Origin of the sequence: Streptomyces sp. AJS327, assembly GCF_013450295.1 — a bacterium.
GTDB lineage: Bacteria > Actinomycetota > Actinomycetes > Streptomycetales > Streptomycetaceae > Streptomyces.
In genome coordinates this window covers 40,281-59,549 of record NZ_SKBR01000006.1, presented here as the reverse complement: position 1 = coordinate 59,549, position 19,269 = coordinate 40,281, and the positions used below count along the sequence as shown (strand labels likewise).

Below are 19,269 nucleotides of genomic sequence, written 5' to 3'. Positions count from 1 at the left end.
AGACACCCCCGGCACCCCACCCCGGCCCGGCGAGGCCGACCCTCCGTGCGGCCGTTCCGTCTCCGCCCGGGGCCGCCCAACCGCCTTCGCCCGCAACGGGGTTGGGGCCGGGGCGGCGGGACGCGACGGGGTGGGCGCGGGCGGAGACCAGCCGGGCGCGCGGCGGGCTGGACGACCGGGCGGTCAGCGGCCGGGGCCGTCCGCCGAGTGACTCGCCAGCGGGGAGGACCGGACTCGCCAGCGGAGAGGGCGGGAGGGAGGGGGAGGGAGCGGGAGGGGAGGGGAACCGCGGAGCGGCCGGTCCTGGGCGTCCCCGGGACCGACCGCTGTCGTGACCGGGCTGCTGTCCCCTGCCGTCCGGTCACAGCACCGAAGCGAGGTCCCACGACGCGGCGCCTCCACCTCGCGGGGTGCGCGGGCGTCTCATCGCTCCGATGGTCTGGCCCCTCTGTCACCGCCATGGCGGCTGACATCGGGGACACCGAGCACAACGACCCCCTCGCGGGGCGGTCACGCGCCGTACGAGTGAGCCCGGGCATGGCCGTACGACGCCCGCCGCGACGCGCGCCACCCCGCACGCACACGGCCGGGACGGGCCAGCACGGGCAGTGACGGACCGCGACGGACCGCGACGGACCGGGCCGGGGCGGGCCGGGGCGGAGCCGGGCGCGGCCCGGACGGCGGCCCGGGCCCAGCGGCCGCGATCCGGGTGACCGGGGGCGGCGGCGGGACCCGGCGTTCCCGGCCGCCGGACCTACGGACGGTCTCGGCACAGGCCCAGCAGCACCATCGCCAGCTGCGTGCCGGGGCGGCCGAACGCCGCCCGGTAGTGCTCCAGGACTTCCAGCTCGCGGGAGAGGTGGACGCGGCGCCCACCGGAGGCGAGCCGCTCGCGCTGCACCTGGGCGGCGGTCACCATCCGCTCCCGCACCAACGCGACGAGCTGGGCGTCGAGTTCGTCGATCCGGCGGCGCGCGGCGGCGAGCGCCGAGCCGGAGGCCGCGCCGTCCGGCGTCTCGGCCGGCGCCCGGTCGGCCGCGCGCGCCTCCCGGGGGGCCGGCGCGACGGGGGCGGCGGGCGTCGCGGGTTCGTTCACGGTGTCGGGGGTTCGCATGGCGCTCCTCGGTTCGGTGTGAGCCCCGCCGCCGCGGTCCGGGCGCCATACGACGGGTGCCCCGGACCGAACGGCCCGGGGCACCTGGAAAGTCGTGTGTCAGTGGCTCAAGCGGCACAACCGACGGACCCATGGCGACCGGGCGCGGTCCCATAGGCAAACCAGAGGGCGGTGTGCGAGAGCATGCGCGCCAGTATGCCCCCGGCTCCCTCCGGGCGTCGAGTCCGCCCCCACGGCCGACCGGCCGGAGCGCGGACGACCGCCGGTAGAATCGAGGCGATCCCGCTTCTTCTCCCGAACCACCCGCACCGCGGAAAGGCAAGCCCCGTGGCAGCAGCCCCCCAAGGCCCCCGCTCCGAGTCCGGCAACGGCTCGGACACCGTCCTCGTCGTCGACTTCGGCGCGCAGTACGCCCAGCTCATCGCCCGCCGGGTGCGCGAGGCCCGGGTCTACAGCGAGATCGTCCCCTCCTCCATGCCGGTGGAGGAGATGCTGGCCAGGAACCCGCGGGCGGTCATCCTCTCCGGCGGCCCCTCCTCGGTCTACGCCGAGGACGCCCCCTCCCTGGACCCCGCGCTGTTCGAGGCCGGGGTGCCGGTCTTCGGGATGTGCTACGGCTTCCAGCTGATGGCGCGGGCCCTCGGCGGCACCGTCGACAACACCGGCGCCCGGGAGTACGGCCGCACCGAGCTGACGGTCTCCCGCCCCTCGTCCACGCTCTTCGAGGGCACCCCCACCGACCAGCAGGTCTGGATGTCGCACGGGGACGCCTGCTCGGCGGCGCCGGAGGGCTTCACCGTCACCGCCTCGACCGACCTGGTGCCCGTCGCCGCCTTCGAGGACGACCGCCGCAAGCTGTACGGCGTGCAGCACCACCCCGAGGTGATGCACTCCACCCACGGCCAGCAGGTGCTGGAGCACTTCCTCTACCGCGGCGCGGGCCTGGACCCCTCCTGGACGACGGAGAGCATCGTCGACGAGCAGGTGGCGGCCATCCGGGAGCAGGTCGGGGAGAAGCGGGCGATCTGCGGGCTCTCCGGCGGTGTGGACTCGGCGGTGGCCGCCGCGCTCGTGCAGAAGGCCATCGGCTCCCAGCTCACCTGCGTCTACGTCGACCACGGGCTGATGCGCAAGGGCGAGACGGAGCAGGTCGAGAAGGACTTCGTGGCCGCCACCGGCGTGCAGCTCAAGGTGGTCGACGCCGCCGACCGCTTCCTGGCGGCGCTGGCCGGGGTCAGCGACCCGGAGGAGAAGCGGAAGATCATCGGCCGGGAGTTCATCCGGGTCTTCGAGCAGGCACAGGCCGAACTGGTCGCCGAGGCGGGGGCGGACGGCGCCGAGGTGGCCTTCCTCGTGCAGGGCACCCTCTACCCGGACGTGGTGGAGTCCGGCGGCGGCAGCGGCACCGCCAACATCAAGTCGCACCACAACGTCGGCGGGCTCCCGGAGGACCTGGAGTTCTCCCTGGTCGAGCCGTTGCGTCAGCTGTTCAAGGACGAGGTACGGATGGTCGGCCAGGAGCTGGGGCTGCCCGAGGAGATCGTCCAGCGGCAGCCGTTCCCCGGCCCCGGGCTGGGCATCCGCATCGTCGGCGAGGTGACCAGGGACCGGCTGGACGTCCTCCGCGAGGCGGACGCCATCGCCCGGGAGGAGCTGACCGCCGCCGGGCTGGACCGGGAGATCTGGCAGTGCCCGGTGGTGCTGCTCGCGGAGGTGCGCAGCGTCGGCGTGCAGGGCGACGGGCGGACCTACGGCCACCCCGTGGTGCTCCGCCCCGTCTCCTCGGAGGACGCGATGACGGCGGACTGGTCCCGCCTCCCGTACGACGTGCTCGCCCGGATCTCCACCCGGATCACCAACGAGGTCAGCGAGGTGAACCGGGTCACCCTCGACGTAACCAGCAAGCCGCCGGGCACCATCGAGTGGGAGTGACCCACGCCCGCCGGTGACCCCGGACCGGTGACCCCGGCCCCGCGACGCGGGCCGGGGTCACCGGCGTTCGGAGGCCCGCCCCCGCGCAGGGGGCCAGCCCGGCCGGTCCCCGCGTTCCGGGGTCGCGGATCCGGGGGCCGGGGGCCAGGGGGGCTCGCGCCGTGCCGCCGCCCCTCTCACCGGCGTCCCGGTTGAGCGCTCGCGCCTCGTCCACTCTTTCGAGGGGTCCTGACCGCTTTCGTATCGCTATGGTGGATGGACGGTATTGAATCCCGTCCATGGGAGGAACCTTGACCGCCGAGCCGACGCACACCACCTCACCATGGCCGGTTCCGCCGCTGGACGGCTACACCGTGGACGACCTGTTCCAACTGCCCAACCTCCCGCCGCACACCGAGCTGATCGACGGGAGCCTGGTCTTCGTGAGTCCGCAGCGGTTCTTCCACACCCTCGCGATGGATCTCCTGGTGAACGGATTGCGCGCGACGATTCCCGAGGATCTCCGGGTGCGCCGGGAGGTCGCCGTCGTCCTGGACGGCAAGAACGCGCCCGAGCCGGACATCACCGTGGCGCGGGCGAAGGCCGTCGTCGATCGGCGGCAGACGCGGTTCGATGCGGCGGACGTGGTGCTGGCGGTGGAGGTCGTCTCGCCGGACTCGGAGGCGCGGGACCGGGACACCAAGCCGCACAAGTACGCGCGGGCCGGTATCCCGCACTTCTGGCTGGTGGAGATGGCGGGTGAGCGGGAGATCCCGCTGGTGCGCACCTACCTGCTCAACCCCGTCAGCCGCGCCTACGACCCGACCGGCACCCACACCAAGCACCTCACGGTGGACGACCCGTTCCACGTCGACGTCGACCTCACCGCCATCGAGCGGCTGTGACCGCGCCCCGCGCTGGCGGTCAGCTCGGGCGCCGGGGTCAGACCAGGCGGCGGGCGGTGGCCCAGCGGGTCAGCTCGTGCCGGTTGGAGAGCTGGAGCTTCCGCAGCACCGCCGAGACGTGCGACTCGACGGTCTTCACCGAGATGTAGAGCTGCTTGGCGACCTCCTTGTACGCGTAGCCGCGGGCGATCAGCCGCAGCACCTCGCGCTCCCGCTGGGTCAGCCGGTCCAGGTCCTCGTCGACGGGCGGGGCGTCGGTGGAGGCGAAGGCGTCCAGGACGAAGCCCGCGAGGCGCGGGGAGAACACCGCGTCACCCTCGGCCACCCGGAAGATCGCGTTGACCAGGTCGTCCCCGGTGATGGTCTTGGTGACGTAGCCCCGGGCACCGCCGCGGATCACCCCGATGACGTCCTCCGCCGCGTCCGAGACGGAGAGCGCGAGGAAGCGGACGGGCTGTTCGGGGGCGCTCATCAGGGGCGCGCTGCGGCGCAGCACCTCGACCCCGCCGCCGCCCGGCAGGTGCACGTCGAGCAGGACGACGTCCGGGCGGGTGGCCTGGATAACCGTCACCGCTTGGTCCACGTCGCCCGCCTCGCCCACCACGTCGACGACGCTGGCCGTCCCCACCGGCCGGGCCGCGCCGGGGACGGCGGGGGCGCCGCTGCCCGTCGATCCGCCGATCTCGGCCTGCACCCCGGCGCGGAACATCCGGTGGTCGTCGACGAGGACGACCCGCACCCGGCGGACCTCCTCCGCGGCTCCCGCCCCGGCGGGGCCGCCGCCTCCCGGCTCGCCACCGGCGGTCTCCCCGGCACCGGGTGCCGCCGCCCGGCGTTCGTCGGACTGTCCCCGCTGGCCGCTCCGGCCCGCCGCTGACTCGCTCACGAATCCGCCGTCCTCTCCCTCTCCCGCTCCATCTCCAGCTCCACCTCGGTGCCCTCGCCCGGTGCCGAACGCAGCCGCGCGGTACCGCCGTTGCGGCGCATCCGCCCGATGATGGACTCGCGGACGCCCATGCGGTCCTCGGGTACGGAGTCCAGGTCGAACCCGGGCCCCCGGTCCCGTACGGAGATGAAGACCGTCCGGCCCTCCACCTCAGCGTAGACCTGGACGGCGCCGCCCTCGCCACCGTACTTGGCGGCGTTGACCATGGCCTCGCGGGCGGCCTGCACCTGTGCGCTCAGCCCCTCGTCGAGGGGGCACTCGCCGACGCAGACCACCTCGACGGGCACCCCGTGGTAGTCCTCCACCTCGGCCGCCGCGCCCTTCACGGCCTCGGTCAGGGTGCCCGGCCCCTCGCTCTCGTCCTCACCGGAGTCCTTCGCGCCGCCGGCAGGCCGCCGGTACAGCCACTCGCGCAGCTCGCGCTCCTGGGCCCGCGCCAGCCGGGCGACCTCGCGCGGCTCCTCCGCGTTGCGCTGGATCAGCGTCAGGGTGTGCAGCACCGAGTCGTGGATGTGGGCCGCCACTTCGGCCCGCTCCTGGGCCCGGATGCGCATCAGCCGTTCCTCGGAGAGGTCCTGCATCATCCGCACCAGGTACGGGCCCGCCAGCAGCGCGATGCCGACGAGGATCGCCAGCGCCGCCTGGAGCACGGGGCCCAGGTGCCGGGCCGACCCCTGGACCAGGACGATGCCCGCGACGCCCACCGCCACCAGCAGCACCCCGGCCGCGCTGCGCGCTATCGGCACCAGACCCTTGCGCCGGGTGACCGCCGCCCAGTGCGCTCGGCGGGCGTTGTCCGCCTGCCGCCACACCAGCGCGACGCCGACGCCGATGAGCACCACCGGCCAGAGATAGGTGTTGGCCCGGCCGAACTGGAGGTTCCCGGCGAGGACCAGCAACCCGCAGACCATCGCGGCGGCGGCGGCCAACTCGCCCTTGTCCGGCCGCCGGAAACCGTGACTCCCGCGCTTCGCCGCGGTGGGGGGTGGGGGGTGGGCCGCGCCCACGCCCCCGGCACCCAGCGGCACCACGAACCAGAACACCGCGTAGACCAGCGCGCCCAGGCCGTTGGCCATGGTCAGCCCGACGAAGACGACCCGGGTCCAGGACACCGGCAGCCCGAGGTGGCCCGCCAGCCCCCGGGCGACCCCGCCCAGCATCCGGCCCTCCGCGCTGCGGTAGAGCTTGCGCACCGGGGGGTCGTCGACGGGGTTCGGCCCGGTCGCGGCACTGGGGGGCGCGGTGGGCGGGGCGGTGGTCATGTACCGATCGTCACATGGGCGCCGGGGAAGGACATCAGGGTCGGCCCTGATCCGATCCCGGAGTTCCGCCGGTGCGCCGACGGCTCCGCCGGTCCCACCCGGTCCGGACGTGGGAGGCTTCCCCTCCGGCCGGTGCACGTTCGGCCCCGGGGCGGACGTGGGACGGGCCTCGGACGGAGGCGCGCGGACCCTGGGTGGGGCGGAGGTGACGCCCGGGGGCGGACGGGTCTCAGGGAAGAGTCCGGGGTGGCCCCCGATGCCGCCGGTGTGCCCGAGCGGAGACGATAGGCGTATGTGCGAGCGACGTGAGGCCGGCGGATGAGCCGTCCAGACCCGGTGGGCGAGGAGGGCCAGCCCCCCTCCGGCCCGGAGGACGCTGCCCGTTCGGGGTCCGCCGCCCGTGCTGGTCGGGGCGCGGCCGGTGGTTCCGGTGGGCCCCGGGCGGAGCGGGGCGCGCGGTCCGCCCCCGAGGGGGACCTCTCCGGGGGCGACGGCACGTCTTCCGGTGAGGACGCCGGGGGCGCCGGACGCCGACGGCTTACCCGTACGCGTCAGCACAAGGTGGGCGGGGTCTGCGGTGGCCTCGGCCGCTACTACGACATGGATCCCGTGATCTTCCGGGTGCCGCTCGCCGTGCTCTGTGTGCTCGGCGGTCTCGGGCTGCTCTTCTACGGCTTCGCCTGGCTGGTCGTGCCGATGGAGGGGGAGCGGGAGAACGAGGCGCGGCGGATGCTGTCCGGCCGCGTCGAGACCTCCACGCTGGCCGCGATCGTGACGGCGCTGGCCGGTTCCGGGCTGATGCTCGCCTCGCTGGGCAGCCGCACTCTGGTGTCCTCGGTGCTGCTGGCGGCCGCGGTCGCGGGGGCGGCCCACTGGTCGGTGCACCGCAGGTCGGCGGAGGCCGCCGGAGCCGAGGGCGTCCCGCTCGATCCGACGACGGCGCACGCGGTGGCGGACGCGCCGCCGGAGACGCAGGCGCCCCCGTCGCCGTCCTATCCCTCGTGGTGGCGGGAGCCGCTGACCAGGGAGGCGGGGGCGGTCAAGGGCACCGGCTACCTCTGGGGCCCCGAGGGCCTGCCGGAGTCCGCCGGGCATCCGGCGGCGAGCGGAACCCCGGACTCCCCGGGCCGTCCCGGTCCGGTCGCCTCCCCGCCGGAGGCCGCCCCCGAGCGGTGCGCCTCGATCGGCGGGCTGGTGCAGCTTCTGGCCTTCCTCACGTGCGCGGGGGGCGTGGTCGCCTCCTGGAGCCAGCGGCCGGTCGGCACCAGTCTCGCCTTCGGGCTGGGCTGCGCGCTCGCGGTGTACGGACTGGCCCTGGTGGTCAGCGCGTTCGCCGGGCGGGTCGGCGGGGGCACGATGGTCATGACCGTCCTCACGGCGCTCGCCCTGGCGGGCGCCGCCGCGCTGCCGAAGGACATCAGCACCGACTGGCGGGAGACGACCTGGAGTCCGGCCGGCGCCTCCGAACTGCGGCCGCGCTACGCGCTGGGCAGCGGCTCGGGCGAACTGGACCTGAGGAAACTGGGGTTGGAGAAGAAGGAAACGGTGCGCAGCTCGGCGCGGGTCGGCGCGGGAACCCTGCGGGTGCTGGTGCCACACGACGTGACGGTCCGGCTCACCGCGCGGGCGGACCTGGGTGCCATCCGGGTGGCGACCAAGGTCGAGACGAAGTCCGGTGGTGCGGGCGGCCATCGGGTGGTGCACGACGACAGCGGCGGGCTCGACACCGAACGCCGGATGACGCTCGTACCCGGAGACCTGCACCGGCCGAAGGGCGAACCGGTGCCCGACCGGGGGCGGTTGCACCTGAACCTGGACGTCGGTGTGGGCCACGTCGAGGTGGTGCGCGAACTGCCTACCGGCGAGCGCTCGGACCGGGTGGAGGAGGCGGCCGCGACGGCGGCGGCCCGGACGGAGGAGGTGAACCGCCCGTGACCCGGCACCCGTTCGAGCCCGCGCGGCTGCTGCTGGGCCTAGCCGCGCTCGGGTTGGCACTGGCGTACGTGATGGACGCGGTCGGCCCGTGGACCATCCCGCCGTGGACGGCGCTCATCCTGCTGCCGCCCGCGGTGCTGCTGGCCGGGTTCGCCGGACTGGTGACCCACCTCGTGCGCCGTCGCGGGGCCCGCCGTCTCGCCGGACGTGGCTCCGGCCCGCTCGGTACGGGCGATACCGGCACGGCCGACACCGACAGCGGCGGCCCGGATTCGGGCGGGCCCGGCGCGGGCGGCACCTCTCCGGGCGGCGTCGGCTCCGGCTGACCCGAGTGGAACCGGACAGCCGCCAACCTGCCCCGGCAGCTTGGCCGTTGGGTGGCGGACGGCGGTCCGGCGGTCCCGCCCCGGAACAGACCGCCGACGGGCCGCCGCGAAGGGCGGGTTGGGGCGGGGAACGGCGCTGCCGACCTCAGCCGAAGATGCGGTGCCCCCTGCGGCGTCGGCGCAGCGCGAGCAGCGCGTCCACCGAGTACGCCGGGGAGCCCGCCAGCACCAGCGGGATCCAGGCCATCAGGTACGGGAGGTCGTTGCCGTAGTAGTAGGGCTCGCTGCTCCAGCTGACCGTCAGCCAGAGGGACAGCGAGATCAGCACGCCGCCGACGGCGGCCAGCCGGGCCCACAGCCCGAGCAACGTGCCGACCCCGACGGCCAGTTCGCCCAGCGCGATGGCGACGCCGAAGCCCTCCGGGCTCTGCTGGGCCAGCTCGACCAGCCAGCCGGCGCCCGCCGTCCCGCGGACCGACTCCAGCGTCTGGGCCAGGGAGCCGGGGCCGTCACCGGTGAGGAAGGCGCTGTCGGTCAGCTTGTCGAGGCCCGCGTAGACGAAGGTGACGCCGAGGAAGAGGCGGAGCGGCAGCAGCGCGTGCCGCGCGGCGGCGGCTCTCAGCCCGCCGGTGAGGAAGCCGCCCCGGCCGACGCTGCCGGGGACGCCGCCCGACCCGCCGATCCCGCCGACGCCCGTCCGGCTCGCCGTGTCGCCGCCTGTCCGATCCCCCAGGGTCATGAGCGTCCCGCCTTCCGCATGCGTGTTCGGGGTGCGGGGGCGATTCTGCCCCCGGGATCCGGGCCGACGCCTCCCCCGCGCACCGGCCGCGCCGTCTCCACGGCACCGTGCCGTCCGTGCGCACCGGGCACCGTGCGCGTCCGTGCGCACCGGGCGCCGGAGACGGGGCGTCCCACGGGCCGGGGCCCCGCCCCGGACTCCACGCCCGACCGTAACCGCCCGCGCGCCCGGCCCGTCACCGCCCGGGGAGCCCGGTGTGGATCACTCCTGGACGTCGATCGGGCAGCGGTTGGTCTCCACCCCGGCGGCGGTGACCACCTGCACGTCCACCCGCCCCGGCTCGACCTCGACCGGGACCGGCACGGTGAGCACCGTGTCGCTCGGACTGACGAATCCGCCCTCCACGGGGATCAGCGGAACGTGGACGTGCACCGCGCCGACGCGGACCACCATCCGGGCCAGCCGCTCCGGAGTCCCCGCGCCCGGGGGCACGAAGCCGGCGCCCCGGATCTCGATGTCGTCACCGGTGCGGATGGGGGCGTGCAGATCGCCCAACTCGCGTGCCCGCACCACCGAGAGCACCACCGGCCGACCGCCCTCCGCGTACTTCCCGGCGAGGTAGACGGCGGCCGAGACCACGGTGAGCAGCGCCAGCCCCCATGGCAGGTCGGGCAGTCGTTCGGGCTGCCGCGCGAGCCGCACCGCGGTGAAGACCAGCGCGACGGCGTTCACCAGCACGTACTGCACGTCGGTGAAGGTGCCGCGCCCCGCGTCGTCGGTCAGCAGGTCGGTGGCGCGCGGCCGGTCGGCGGGGACCTTCTGCAACCGCTGCCCCGCCACCCGCACGGTCACCGTGCGCCGGACGACGACCGCCACCGCGCACGTCAGCGCCAGGACGGTCAACAGGGCCGCGCCGCGCGCCAGATCGAGCCCGGCGATCAGCGCGTCCCGCCGTCCGGGGTCCGAGCTGCCCGCGAGGATCCCGGACAGCACCAGGATCACGTAGACGGTCAGGAAGACCCAGCCCGCCGCCACCGCCCGCGAGGTGGACAGCCGGTTGTCCTCGCCGATCAGCGGGGCGAGCGCACCGCCGCGCGCCCGGTGGAAGCGGGCGGCCAGCGACAGCAGGGCGGCGGCGAGCGCCGCGGCGAGCAGCCCCGCCGTCCGCGCGACCGACCAGCCGCCGCCCACCGCGGTGAGCAACTGGCCGAAGAGCAGGGCGAAGAAGGCCGCCCAGACGCCGATCAGCGTGTGCCGCCAGAGCCGGGTGAGCCAGATCGCGCCCTCGGCCCGGCCGCGGTCGGCGACGTTCCGCGCCGAGCGGGTCAGCTCGTCGGAGATCCACTGCCGGGAGGCCCCGGCGGAGCGGGTGAGCGCGGCGGGCACACCCTCGCCGCGCGCGAACTCGTCGCGGCGGCGGGCGAAGACGGCGGCGGCCCGTTGGTGCGCGGCGCGCGCGCCGTGCGGGCAGTCGCCGCAGAGACAGCCCGAGCCGTGGCTGCCCGCCCCGGGTTCGTCGTCCTCCGCCGCCGGGCCACCACCGGACGTTCTGCCGGCCGGTGCCGGGACGGTGCCCGCCGCGCCCAGCTCGGCGCCGCCCTCGGCGGACGCGCTCCCGCGCGCGCCCTCGCGCCGCCTGACACCCCCGGTTTCCGTGCTGTCCGTATCGCCCGCGCCGTCCGCGCCGTCCCGAGCCGTGCCCACGGCCACAGAGCAACCCCGCCTCTCAACTTCCTTGGGTTGGAAGGGGATTGTGCCTTACTCGCGGCCGGTTCAGCTCAACAGGTCCGGTTCCGCGCGGGTGACGCTCGCGTACAGCGGCTGGTAGTTCATCCACGCCACGAGATCACTTCCCAGGTGCTCCCGGGTGGCGACGGCGTTCCGGTGGTCGATCAGCACCGGGTTCCCGGCGGCGCGGGCCGCCAGCTGGATCTGGCAGGCGCGGTCGAGCTGGAGGAACCACCAGGTCGCGGCGTCCACCGAGTCCCCGACGGTCAGCAGTCCGTGGTTGCGCAGGATCAGCGCCTTGTGCGAGCCCAGCGTCGCGGCGACGCGGCGCCCCTCCGCCTCGTCGACGGCGACGCCGGTGTAGGCACGCAGCACCGCGTGGTCCTCGTAGAAGGCGCAGGACTCCTGGGTGAGCGGGTCGAGCCGGACGCCGAGCGTGGCGAAGGCGCGGCCGTGGACGGAGTGGCTGTGCGCGACGGCGACGACCTCGGGCCGCGCCTGGTGAACCTGTGAGTGGACGAGGAAGGCCGCCTGGTTGACGTGCGCGCGGCCCTCGACCACCTCCCCGTCCCGGTTGACGAGTAGGAGGTCGCTCACGGTGAGGTGCCCGAACGGCATCCCGAACGGGTTCACCCACAGGCAGTCCGTGAACTCCGGGTCCCGGGCGGTGATATGCCCGGCGACCCCCTCCTCGTGCCCGTACCTGCCCAGCAGACGGAGGGCGGCGGCCAGCCGCCGCTTCCGGTGCTCCCGCTCCTCGGCGACGCTCCCGTGGCGCGGGGGAAGCGCGAACCGCAGCTGCCCGGCGGGGACCGGGGCCGGGGGAGTGGGTGGGGCGGACTCGCTGGGCTGGGACATGCGGCGGCTCCTCGATCCGGACGGTCGGCTCCGGAAGCTACCCGGGCCCGTCCCCTGCTGACCAGGCCGGTTTCGCGTGCCGGGAGAGCGGGCTCCAGGCGGCCCGGAGCGCCGCGGCCCGGCGTCCGGACCTGCCCGAGGGGGCGGTCACCGCCCCGGATACGCTCCGAGCATGGACGTACTTGTCAATGTTTTCGTCGGCCTGCACATCGTCGGTATCGCGGCGCTGCTGGGCGGGTTCCTCTTCCAGATGAAGGCGATGCGCACGGGCGAGGCGCGGATCCTCCCCGGGATGCTGCACGGCGCGCTGACCATGCTGATCACCGGCGTGGTGCTGGTCGGGCTCAACCAGGCCGACGACCAGGCGGTCAACAACGTCAAGATCGCGATCAAGCTGACGCTGCTGGTGGTGATCCTCGGACTGGTCTACGTCAAGCGGGACGAGGAGAGGCTGCCCACCCCGCTCTTCGGCACCATCGGCCTGCTGACCACGGCCAACATCTTCATCGCCGTGCTGTGGACCTGAACCGGCCCCCGGGGCCGGACCCGACCCGGCTGAACGGCCCCCGGGCGGACCGCCAGCGCCCCGGAGCCGCCCGTGGGCGGCTCCGGGGCGGCAGGGGTCAGGCGGGGCGCACCGCCGAGTGGAACGGCATGTAGTCGATCGACTCGTACTTCACGTCGTCGCCCGGCTTGGAGGCGTGGATCATCTGCCCGCCGCCGACGTAGATCCCGACGTGGCTGATGTCGTCGTAGAAGAAGATCAGGTCGCCCGGCTTCATGTCCGACTTGGCGACCTTGGTGCCGACCTCGACCTGGTCGTAGGTGACGCGCGGCAGCGAGATGCCCGCCGTCCGCCAGGCCGCCTGCGTGAAGCCGGAGCAGTCGTACGAGCTGGGGCCGGTGGCGCCCCAGACGTACGGCTTCCCCAGCTCCTTCTTGGCGAAGGCGATGACCTTCTCGGCCTTCGCGGCGTAGGAGCTGTCCGAACCGCCGGAGTCCGAGTCGCCGGAGCCGCCGCCCGAGCCCGAACCGCCCTCCTCGCGTTCCCGCGCCCGCTCGCGTTCCCGCTCACGCTCCTCAGCGGCCTCCCGCTTCCGCTCGGCCTCGGCGCGCTCCCGCGCCTTCTGCCGGGCCTCGGCCCGCTTCTTCCGCTCGATCTCCGCCAGCCGCTGCTTCTCCTCGACGGTCAGCTTCGAGAGCAGTTCCCGGGCCTCGCCCAGCTTCGCCTGGACCTCCTTCTTGCGCTCCTTGAGCGCCTGCTGCGAGGAGGAGAGGCCGCGCAGCTGCTTCGCGGCGGCGGAGCGCTTCTTGGCGGCCGTCCGCCGCATGCTCTGGTACTCGCTGACGGCCTCCTTCTGCTGGCTGGTCAGCCGGTCCATCAGGTGCGTCTGCTTGAAGAAGCCCTGCGGGTTCTTCGTCAGCAGCAGGGTGGCCGTCTGCGAGATGCCGCCGTCGCGGTACTGGGCGGCCGCGTAGGTGCCGAGCACCCGCCGCGACTCGTTCAGCTTCCCGGTGCGCTTCGCGACCTGGTCGAGCATCCGGTCGACCTTGACACGCTGGGCGTCGGACTTCTCCTTCGCCGCGTTGTAGCTCTGCGTCGCGGCGCCCGCCTGCTGGTACAGCGCGTCGACCCGGTTCTTGACCTCCTCGATGGAGGGCTTCTCGTCCTTGTCGGAGGGCGAGTTGGGGGTCGCGTTGGCGCTCTGCGAGAGCAGGGTCACGGAGGCCAGCGCCGCCGTGGTGACCCCGATGGTGCCGCGTCTGCTCGCGGCGGACTGGAGCATGCGGCTGCGCGGCTTGCGGTGCGACGCCACGATCGGCGACTCCTTCCGTACGCCGCCTACCGGGTTAGCTGTCGGGTTCGGGCGATCGGAAGGCTGCCCTACGGTGCGCGTGCCGCTGGACGCTGCTGCTGTGCCGGCGGTGCGCGCGCCGATTCACCCCTGATGATGCGGTGGGTCCCCGGCTCCGGAGTGACCGGATTCAGCGGAGGCCGCCCGTGCCGACGCTTTCGCCGACGAGCCAACCGGGCCGCCCGAGAGGGCACCGTAGCGACAGTGTGGGGTCCCTGTGAAGGCTGGTGAGCGATACGCCCGATATCTCTCCGTGACCTCGGAACGGGGATGACGGCGGGGGCGCCTAGACTCGGTCGACGATGAGCAGCCTCTTCGACGACAGCTTCCTGGAGCGGTACGAGCCCCCGGCGGAGGACACCCCGCCGCCCCCGCCGGACGACCCCGAGGGCGCGTCCGGGCGGGACGCGGCCGAGGAGATCCCGGCCGATCTCTTCGCGGGCACCTTCGAGGGCGGGGCCGCCGCCGCGCACTACCGGGGTGGTGCCCCCCGGCCGGTGGTGGACGCCGCCGCGCTGCTGGAGGGGATGAACGAACAGCAGCGGGCGGCCGTCACACACACCGGAGCGCCGCTGCTGATCGTCGCCGGGGCGGGTTCGGGCAAGACCCGGGTGCTGACGCACCGCATCGCCCACCTGCTCGCCGCCCGGGGCGCGCAGCCGGGGCAGATCCTCGCCATCACCTTCACCAACAAGGCGGCGGGCGAGATGCGGGAGCGGGTGGAGGAGCTGGTCGGCCCGCGCGCGGGCGCGATGTGGGTCTCCACCTTCCACAGCGCCTGCGTGCGCGTCCTGCGGCGGGAGAGCAAGCGGCTCGGCTTCACCTCGTCCTTCTCGATCTACGACGCGGCGGACTCCAAGCGGCTGATGGCGCTGGTCTGCCGCGACCTCGACCTGGACCCGAAGCGCTATCCGCCCAAGTCGTTCAGCGCGAAGGTGTCCAGCCTCAAGAACGAGCTGGTGGACGACGAGGACTTCGCCGGACGCGCGGCCGACGGCTTCGAGAAGACGCTCGCCGAGGCGTACCGGATGTACCAGTCGCGCCTCCGCGAGGCGAACGCGCTGGACTTCGACGACATCATCATGACGACCGTCCACCTCCTCCAGGCGTTCCCGGACGTGGCCGAGCACTACCGGCGCCGCTTCCGGCACGTCCTGGTCGACGAGTACCAGGACACCAACCACGCCCAGTACACGCTGGTGCGCGAGCTGGTCGGCCCGTCGGACGGCGAGCCCCCGCCCGCCGAACTGTGCGTGGTGGGCGACGCCGACCAGTCGATCTACGCCTTCCGGGGCGCCACCATCCGCAACATCCTCCAGTTCGAGGAGGACTACCCCCAGGCCCGGACGATCCTGCTGGAGCAGAACTACCGCTCCACGCAGACCATCCTCAGCGCCGCGAACGCCGTCATCGAGCAGAACGAGAGCCGCCGCCCGAAGAACCTGTGGACCGAGGCCGGGCAGGGCTCCCACATCACCGGGTACGTCGCGGACACCGAACACGACGAGGCCCAGTTCGTCGCGGACGAGATCGACCGGCTCACCGACGCCGGCGAGGCCCGGGCGTCCGACGTGGCGGTCTTCTACCGCACCAACGCGCAGTCCCGGGTCTTCGAGGAGGTGTTCATCCGGGTCGGCCTGCCGTACAAGGTGGTCGGCGGCGTCCGCTTCTACGAGCGCAAGGAGGTCCGGGACGTCCTGGCCTACCTGCGCGTCCTCGCCAACCCGGAGGACGCCGTCCCGCTGCGCCGCATCCTCAACGTCCCCAAGCGCGGCATCGGGGAGCGCGCCGAGGCGATGATCGAGGCGCTGGCGCTGCGCGAGCGGATCACCTTCCCGCAGGCCCTGCGCCGGGTGGACGAGGCGTACGGCATGGCCGCCCGCTCCGCCAACGCCGTCAAGCGGTTCAACGTCCTGATGGAGGAGCTGCGGACGGTCGTCGAGTCCGGCGCCGGGCCCGCCACCGTGCTGGAGGCGGTGCTGGAACAGACCGGCTACCTCGCCGAACTCCAGTCCTCCACCGACCCGCAGGACGAGACGCGGATCGAGAACCTTCAGGAACTCGCCGCCGTGGCCCTGGAGTTCGAGCAGGACCGGGCGGACGAGGAGCCGGGCACGCTCGCCGAGTTCCTGGAACAGGTCGCGCTGGTGGCCGACTCCGACCAGATCCCCGACGAACAGGACGCGGACGGCGAGGGCGAGGGCGAGGGCGGCGTCATCACCCTGATGACCCTGCACACCGCGAAGGGCCTGGAGTTCCCCGTCGTCTTCCTGACCGGCCTGGAGGACGGCGTCTTCCCGCACATGCGGGCGCTGGGCCAGACCAAGGAGCTGGAGGAGGAGCGCCGCCTGGCGTACGTGGGCATCACCCGCGCCCGTGAGCGGCTGTACCTGACCCGCTCGACGCTCCGTAGCGTCTGGGGCCAGCCCGCCTACAACCCGCCCTCCCGCTTCCTGGAGGAGATCCCCGACCAGTATGTCACCTGGAAGCGCACCGGCGCCGCCGGGCAGGGCGCCTCCGCGGTGGCCGCCTCGGTCTCCTCCTCCGCCTCGGCCACCCGCGGTGGGCCGTCCGGCTTCGCCACCCGCCGCGCGAAGGAGCGTCCGGTGGTCGCGCTGGAGACGGGGGACCGCGTCACGCACGACAGCTTCGGGCTGGGCACCGTGGTGGGCGTGCAGGGCAGCGGGGACCGCGCGGAGGCCACCATCGACTTCGGCGGCGAGAAGCCCAAGCGGCTCCTCCTGCGGTACGCCCCGGTCGAGAAGCTGTAGCCGGACCGGACCGGACCGGACGCCGGGCACACGGAACCGGCCCGCGGCGGAGGCCGCGGGCCGGGAGCGCCCGGCGGACCGGGCGAGCGCGTGGGGCGCGGGGGCGTCAGCCGATGCTGAGGCCCTTGCTCTGGAACCAGGGCACCGGGTCGACGGCCGCGCCGCCCCCCGGGCGCACCTCGAAGTGCAGGTGCGGACCCGTGGAGTTGCCCGAGTTGCCGGAGTAGGCGATGGTGTCGCCCGCCTTCACCTCACCCGAGCGGATCTTGGTGCTGCTGAGGTGGCAGTACCAGGTCTCGGTGCCGTCCTCGGCGGTGACGATCGCCATGTTCCCGTAGGACATGTCCCACTTGGTGCTGACCGTGCCGTCGGTGACCGCCATCACCGGGGTGCCGAAGCTCACCGGGAAGTCGATGCCGGAGTGGACCGACATCCAGTTGATACCCGCCTGGCCGTACCGCGCGCTGAGCGTGGTGTCCTCGACCGGCAGCGCGAACTTCGGCCGCATCGCCTCCTTGCGGGCGGCCTCCTTGATCTTCCGCTCCCGCTCGGCCGCCTGCCGCTCCTTGAGGTCGATGCGCTCCTGGGTGCGGCTGGCCCGGTCGGCGAAGTCGTCGGCGTCGGCCGAGAGTCCGGCGAGCTGGGTGTCGAGCTTGTTGTTCGCCTTCGGCGGCTTCACGTCCTCCCGCTCCTGCGCGGCCTGCGGGGCGGGCTCCTTGCTCTCCCCCCCGCTGTCCATCACGGAGGCGGCGGCGACCCCGGCGACGCCCATCACGGCGACGGACGGCACGGCGACGGTCAGCAGCGCCGAACGGCGGGGTTTGGGGGAGCGGCGACGGCCGCGGTGCGGGCTGATCGGGGCGAGCGGCGCGGGCCCGGCGTCGTCCGGGGAGTCGGTCGGCAGGTCGTCCGCGGCGTGTGCCGACCTCGCGTTCAGGGGCTCGCCGTCAGCGAAGAGCGCGTCGAACGCCTCGTCGATGCGGGGGCGTTCGTCCTCGGGGTGCTGGAGCGCGGGGGAGTGCGGGACGCCGTGCGGATCGTGGGTGTCGTAGGCGGTGTAGGGCTCGTGTCCGCCGGGCACCTCCTGCGCGGCGGCGACGTACGGATCGTCCGCTCCGTACACCCCGTGTCCCGCCCAGGCCCCGGTGGTCTCGTGGAGGTCGTCCGGGCCGAGTTGGTCCGGTGCGCCGCCGGGATGGCCGGTGGGCGGCAGGTAGGCGGCGGGGTCGTAGGCGCCCGTCTCGCCGGGGTCGCCGTAGGCGGGGTGGGTGGCGTAGGCGTCCACTCCGCCGAACCCGGCGAACTGGCCGGTCTGTTCGAAGGAGCCGGACGGGTAGGCGCCGGTGTCGAAACCGGACGGCGCCTCGCCGAGCGGTGCGCCGAGCGGGTCCGGCGCTCCGCCGGTCTCGTGTTCCTCCGCGCTCTGACCGCCGTACGCGAGGAGGTCGTTGGCGCCCCACTGGCCGGTGGCGTCCCACTGCCCGGTCGCGTCCCACTGTCCGGTGGCGTCCCAGCTGGCGAGGCCCCACTGGCCGCCGGTGTCCCACTGGCCGGTCGCGGTGTCCTGGGAGGCGCCGGGGTGGGTCTGCCACCCGCCGGTGTCCTGGCCGTCGGCCGGAGGGTAGCCCTCGGGAGACGGCCAGCCCGCGTGGGCCGACTGGGCCGGGTGCGCGGTGTGTTCGTCGGGGCCGGTCTCCCGCGCGGCGTAGCCGAGGACGTCCCACTGGCCGGTGCCGAAGACGATCTCGTCGGGCCCGGGCTGGGTGTTGATGCCGAGGTCGTCCGCGGGCGCCCCACCGGGGTAGCCGCCCTGGTCGTACCCGGCGGAGTCGTACCCGCCCGCCGGGTCGTACCCGGCCTGGGGATATCCGCCGGTGTCGTATCCGAGAGTCGCGTGTGTGCCGGTGTCATACCCGGGGCCGTCCTGGGCGCCGTAGGCGCCCGCGGCGTACCCCGCGGAGTGGTCGGCCGGATCGCCGGCGTATCCGGCGTACCCGCCCGCCGGGTCGTACCCGGCCTGGGCGTAGCCGCCGGTCTGGTAGGGGTCGGCGGCGGACGGATCGGTGAGGTGCGCACCGCCGTAGGAGCCGTAGGAGGGGTCGTACCCCGTGTGCCCGCCGGTGTCGTAGGCGTCGTACGCGGCGGGGTAGCCGGTGTCGGCTCCCTGCTGGACGTAGGTGCCGTACGTCGTCTGGCCGTAGGGCGCGTCGTATCCGGAGGGTTCCTGGGGATAGGACTCCGTCGACGACGAGTCGGAAGCGCTGCCTACCGGGCCGGAAACTCCCGGTGGCTGACGGTCGTTCACCACCAACTTCTCTTTCGCCTCGGCGACAGGGGCGGAGCAGTGCCAGGACTGTACCCGGCGGTATGCGACGCCGACAATCTTCCGAGGGTTTCCGGACTCGGGGAAGCGGGCATTCGGCTGCGTTTCGGCGGTCTACGGGCTGGTAGTCGCCCCACCGTTCGAGCGCGTTCGGCTGGGGCGGCCTTTATCGAACCCGCCGCCAACCGGAGGGCGATCCCGGCCCTTTCTCCGGCTTTCCATCAACTTCCCACGGAGATAGGGAATTTGGCCCTTCCTGGTGGAACGGCCCAGGTGACGACGGTCCGTTCGCCGTCCGCCGGGCCGCGCCCCGGCCGTCAACCTCGACCGGGGCGGCGGCGTGGCGCGCGGCGCCCCGGCGCCGGACGTGGACGACCCGGATGGGCCAGCCCCGCTCGGCGGTGGGCGGGAGCCGGGAGGAAAGCGCCGGGGAGGCCGCTCCCCGGCGGCGTTCGCCCTTCCGGCCGTGGCCCGCGCGCCGCCCGCCGTGGCCCGCGCGCCGGTGGCGGGCGCCGGGCGGGGCTCCGGGGGCCGGAGGCTTCGGAGGACGGGCGGGGAGGGGGCGGCCGGGGGCCGTCCGCGTGTGATTTCCCCC

At 74.1% G+C, this 19,269-nt stretch carries 14 protein-coding genes and 1 riboswitch; of the genes, 6 read left to right on the top strand and 8 right to left on the bottom strand.

The window, feature by feature from the left end:
• Positions 1 to 754: 754 nt before the first annotated feature.
• Positions 755 to 1,114: a chorismate mutase gene (locus E0L36_RS26425; RefSeq protein WP_180931856.1), complete on the bottom strand. Its 360-nt coding sequence runs from the start codon at positions 1,112 to 1,114 to the stop codon at positions 755 to 757.
• Positions 1,115 to 1,441: 327 nt separating this feature from the next.
• Here E0L36_RS26425 and guaA point away from each other — a divergent pair, with 327 nt between their 5' ends.
• Positions 1,442 to 3,046 (top strand): glutamine-hydrolyzing GMP synthase, encoded by a 1,605-nt coding sequence (gene guaA / locus E0L36_RS26420; protein ID WP_180931855.1) that lies wholly within the window; start codon positions 1,442 to 1,444, stop codon positions 3,044 to 3,046.
• A 278-nt stretch (positions 3,047 to 3,324) separates the two neighbouring features.
• Positions 3,325 to 3,930: a Uma2 family endonuclease gene (locus E0L36_RS26415; protein WP_180931854.1), complete on the top strand. Its 606-nt coding sequence runs from the start codon at positions 3,325 to 3,327 to the stop codon at positions 3,928 to 3,930.
• Between the two features lie 37 nt (positions 3,931 to 3,967).
• On the opposite strand, the gene E0L36_RS26410 is transcribed toward E0L36_RS26415, so the two are convergent.
• Positions 3,968 to 4,816: a response regulator transcription factor gene (locus E0L36_RS26410; protein WP_308416952.1), complete on the bottom strand. Its 849-nt coding sequence runs from the start codon at positions 4,814 to 4,816 to the stop codon at positions 3,968 to 3,970.
• The gene (locus E0L36_RS26405) at positions 4,813 to 6,138 is read right to left on the bottom strand and encodes an ATP-binding protein (protein ID WP_180931853.1); all 1,326 of its coding nucleotides are present in this window, start codon (positions 6,136 to 6,138) and stop codon (positions 4,813 to 4,815) included. The genes E0L36_RS26410 and E0L36_RS26405 overlap by 4 nt, the downstream gene beginning before the upstream one ends.
• A gap of 318 nt (positions 6,139 to 6,456) precedes the next feature.
• On the opposite strand from E0L36_RS26405, the gene E0L36_RS26400 reads away from it, so the two are divergent.
• Both E0L36_RS26400 and E0L36_RS26395 read left to right on the top strand, forming a co-directional pair.
• Entirely contained in the window at positions 6,457 to 8,073 is a 1,617-nt protein-coding gene (locus E0L36_RS26400; protein WP_180931852.1) for a PspC domain-containing protein, read from the top strand.
• The gene (locus tag E0L36_RS26395; protein ID WP_180931851.1) at positions 8,070 to 8,399 is read left to right on the top strand and encodes a hypothetical protein; all 330 of its coding nucleotides are present in this window, start codon (positions 8,070 to 8,072) and stop codon (positions 8,397 to 8,399) included. Before E0L36_RS26400 ends, E0L36_RS26395 begins: the two co-directional genes overlap by 4 nt.
• A gap of 145 nt (positions 8,400 to 8,544) precedes the next feature.
• Here the strand turns inward: E0L36_RS26395 and E0L36_RS26390 are convergent, their stop codons facing one another.
• The 3 genes from E0L36_RS26390 to E0L36_RS26380 form a co-directional block, all read right to left on the bottom strand.
• On the bottom strand, positions 8,545 to 9,138 hold the full coding sequence (locus E0L36_RS26390; protein ID WP_180931850.1) for a DoxX family protein: 594 nt from the start codon (positions 9,136 to 9,138) through the stop codon (positions 8,545 to 8,547).
• Positions 9,139 to 9,399: 261 nt separating this feature from the next.
• Positions 9,400 to 10,848: a hypothetical protein gene (locus E0L36_RS26385; protein WP_374705598.1), complete on the bottom strand. Its 1,449-nt coding sequence runs from the start codon at positions 10,846 to 10,848 to the stop codon at positions 9,400 to 9,402.
• 63 nt (positions 10,849 to 10,911) lie between these two features.
• Entirely contained in the window at positions 10,912 to 11,724 is an 813-nt protein-coding gene (locus E0L36_RS26380; RefSeq protein WP_180931849.1) for a class II aldolase/adducin family protein, read from the bottom strand.
• A 172-nt stretch (positions 11,725 to 11,896) separates the two neighbouring features.
• Between E0L36_RS26380 and E0L36_RS26375 the strand changes: the two genes are divergently transcribed.
• A complete protein-coding gene (locus E0L36_RS26375; protein WP_180931848.1) occupies positions 11,897 to 12,250 on the top strand; it encodes a hypothetical protein in 354 nt (117 codons plus the stop codon).
• Between the two features lie 97 nt (positions 12,251 to 12,347).
• Here E0L36_RS26375 and E0L36_RS26370 read toward each other — a convergent pair whose 3' ends face one another.
• Entirely contained in the window at positions 12,348 to 13,541 is a 1,194-nt protein-coding gene (locus E0L36_RS26370) for a C40 family peptidase (RefSeq protein ID WP_180931847.1), read from the bottom strand.
• Between the two features lie 7 nt (positions 13,542 to 13,548).
• Positions 13,549 to 13,726: riboswitch (cyclic di-AMP (ydaO/yuaA leader) on the bottom strand.
• A gap of 156 nt (positions 13,727 to 13,882) precedes the next feature.
• Between E0L36_RS26370 and pcrA the strand changes: the two genes are divergently transcribed.
• Positions 13,883 to 16,351: a DNA helicase PcrA gene (pcrA, locus tag E0L36_RS26365; RefSeq protein ID WP_180931846.1), complete on the top strand. Its 2,469-nt coding sequence runs from the start codon at positions 13,883 to 13,885 to the stop codon at positions 16,349 to 16,351.
• A 106-nt stretch (positions 16,352 to 16,457) separates the two neighbouring features.
• Here the strand turns inward: pcrA and E0L36_RS28385 are convergent, their stop codons facing one another.
• A complete protein-coding gene (locus tag E0L36_RS28385) occupies positions 16,458 to 18,659 on the bottom strand; it encodes a peptidoglycan DD-metalloendopeptidase family protein (RefSeq protein ID WP_308416950.1) in 2,202 nt (733 codons plus the stop codon).
• Between the last annotated feature and the right edge of the window lie 610 nt (positions 18,660 to 19,269).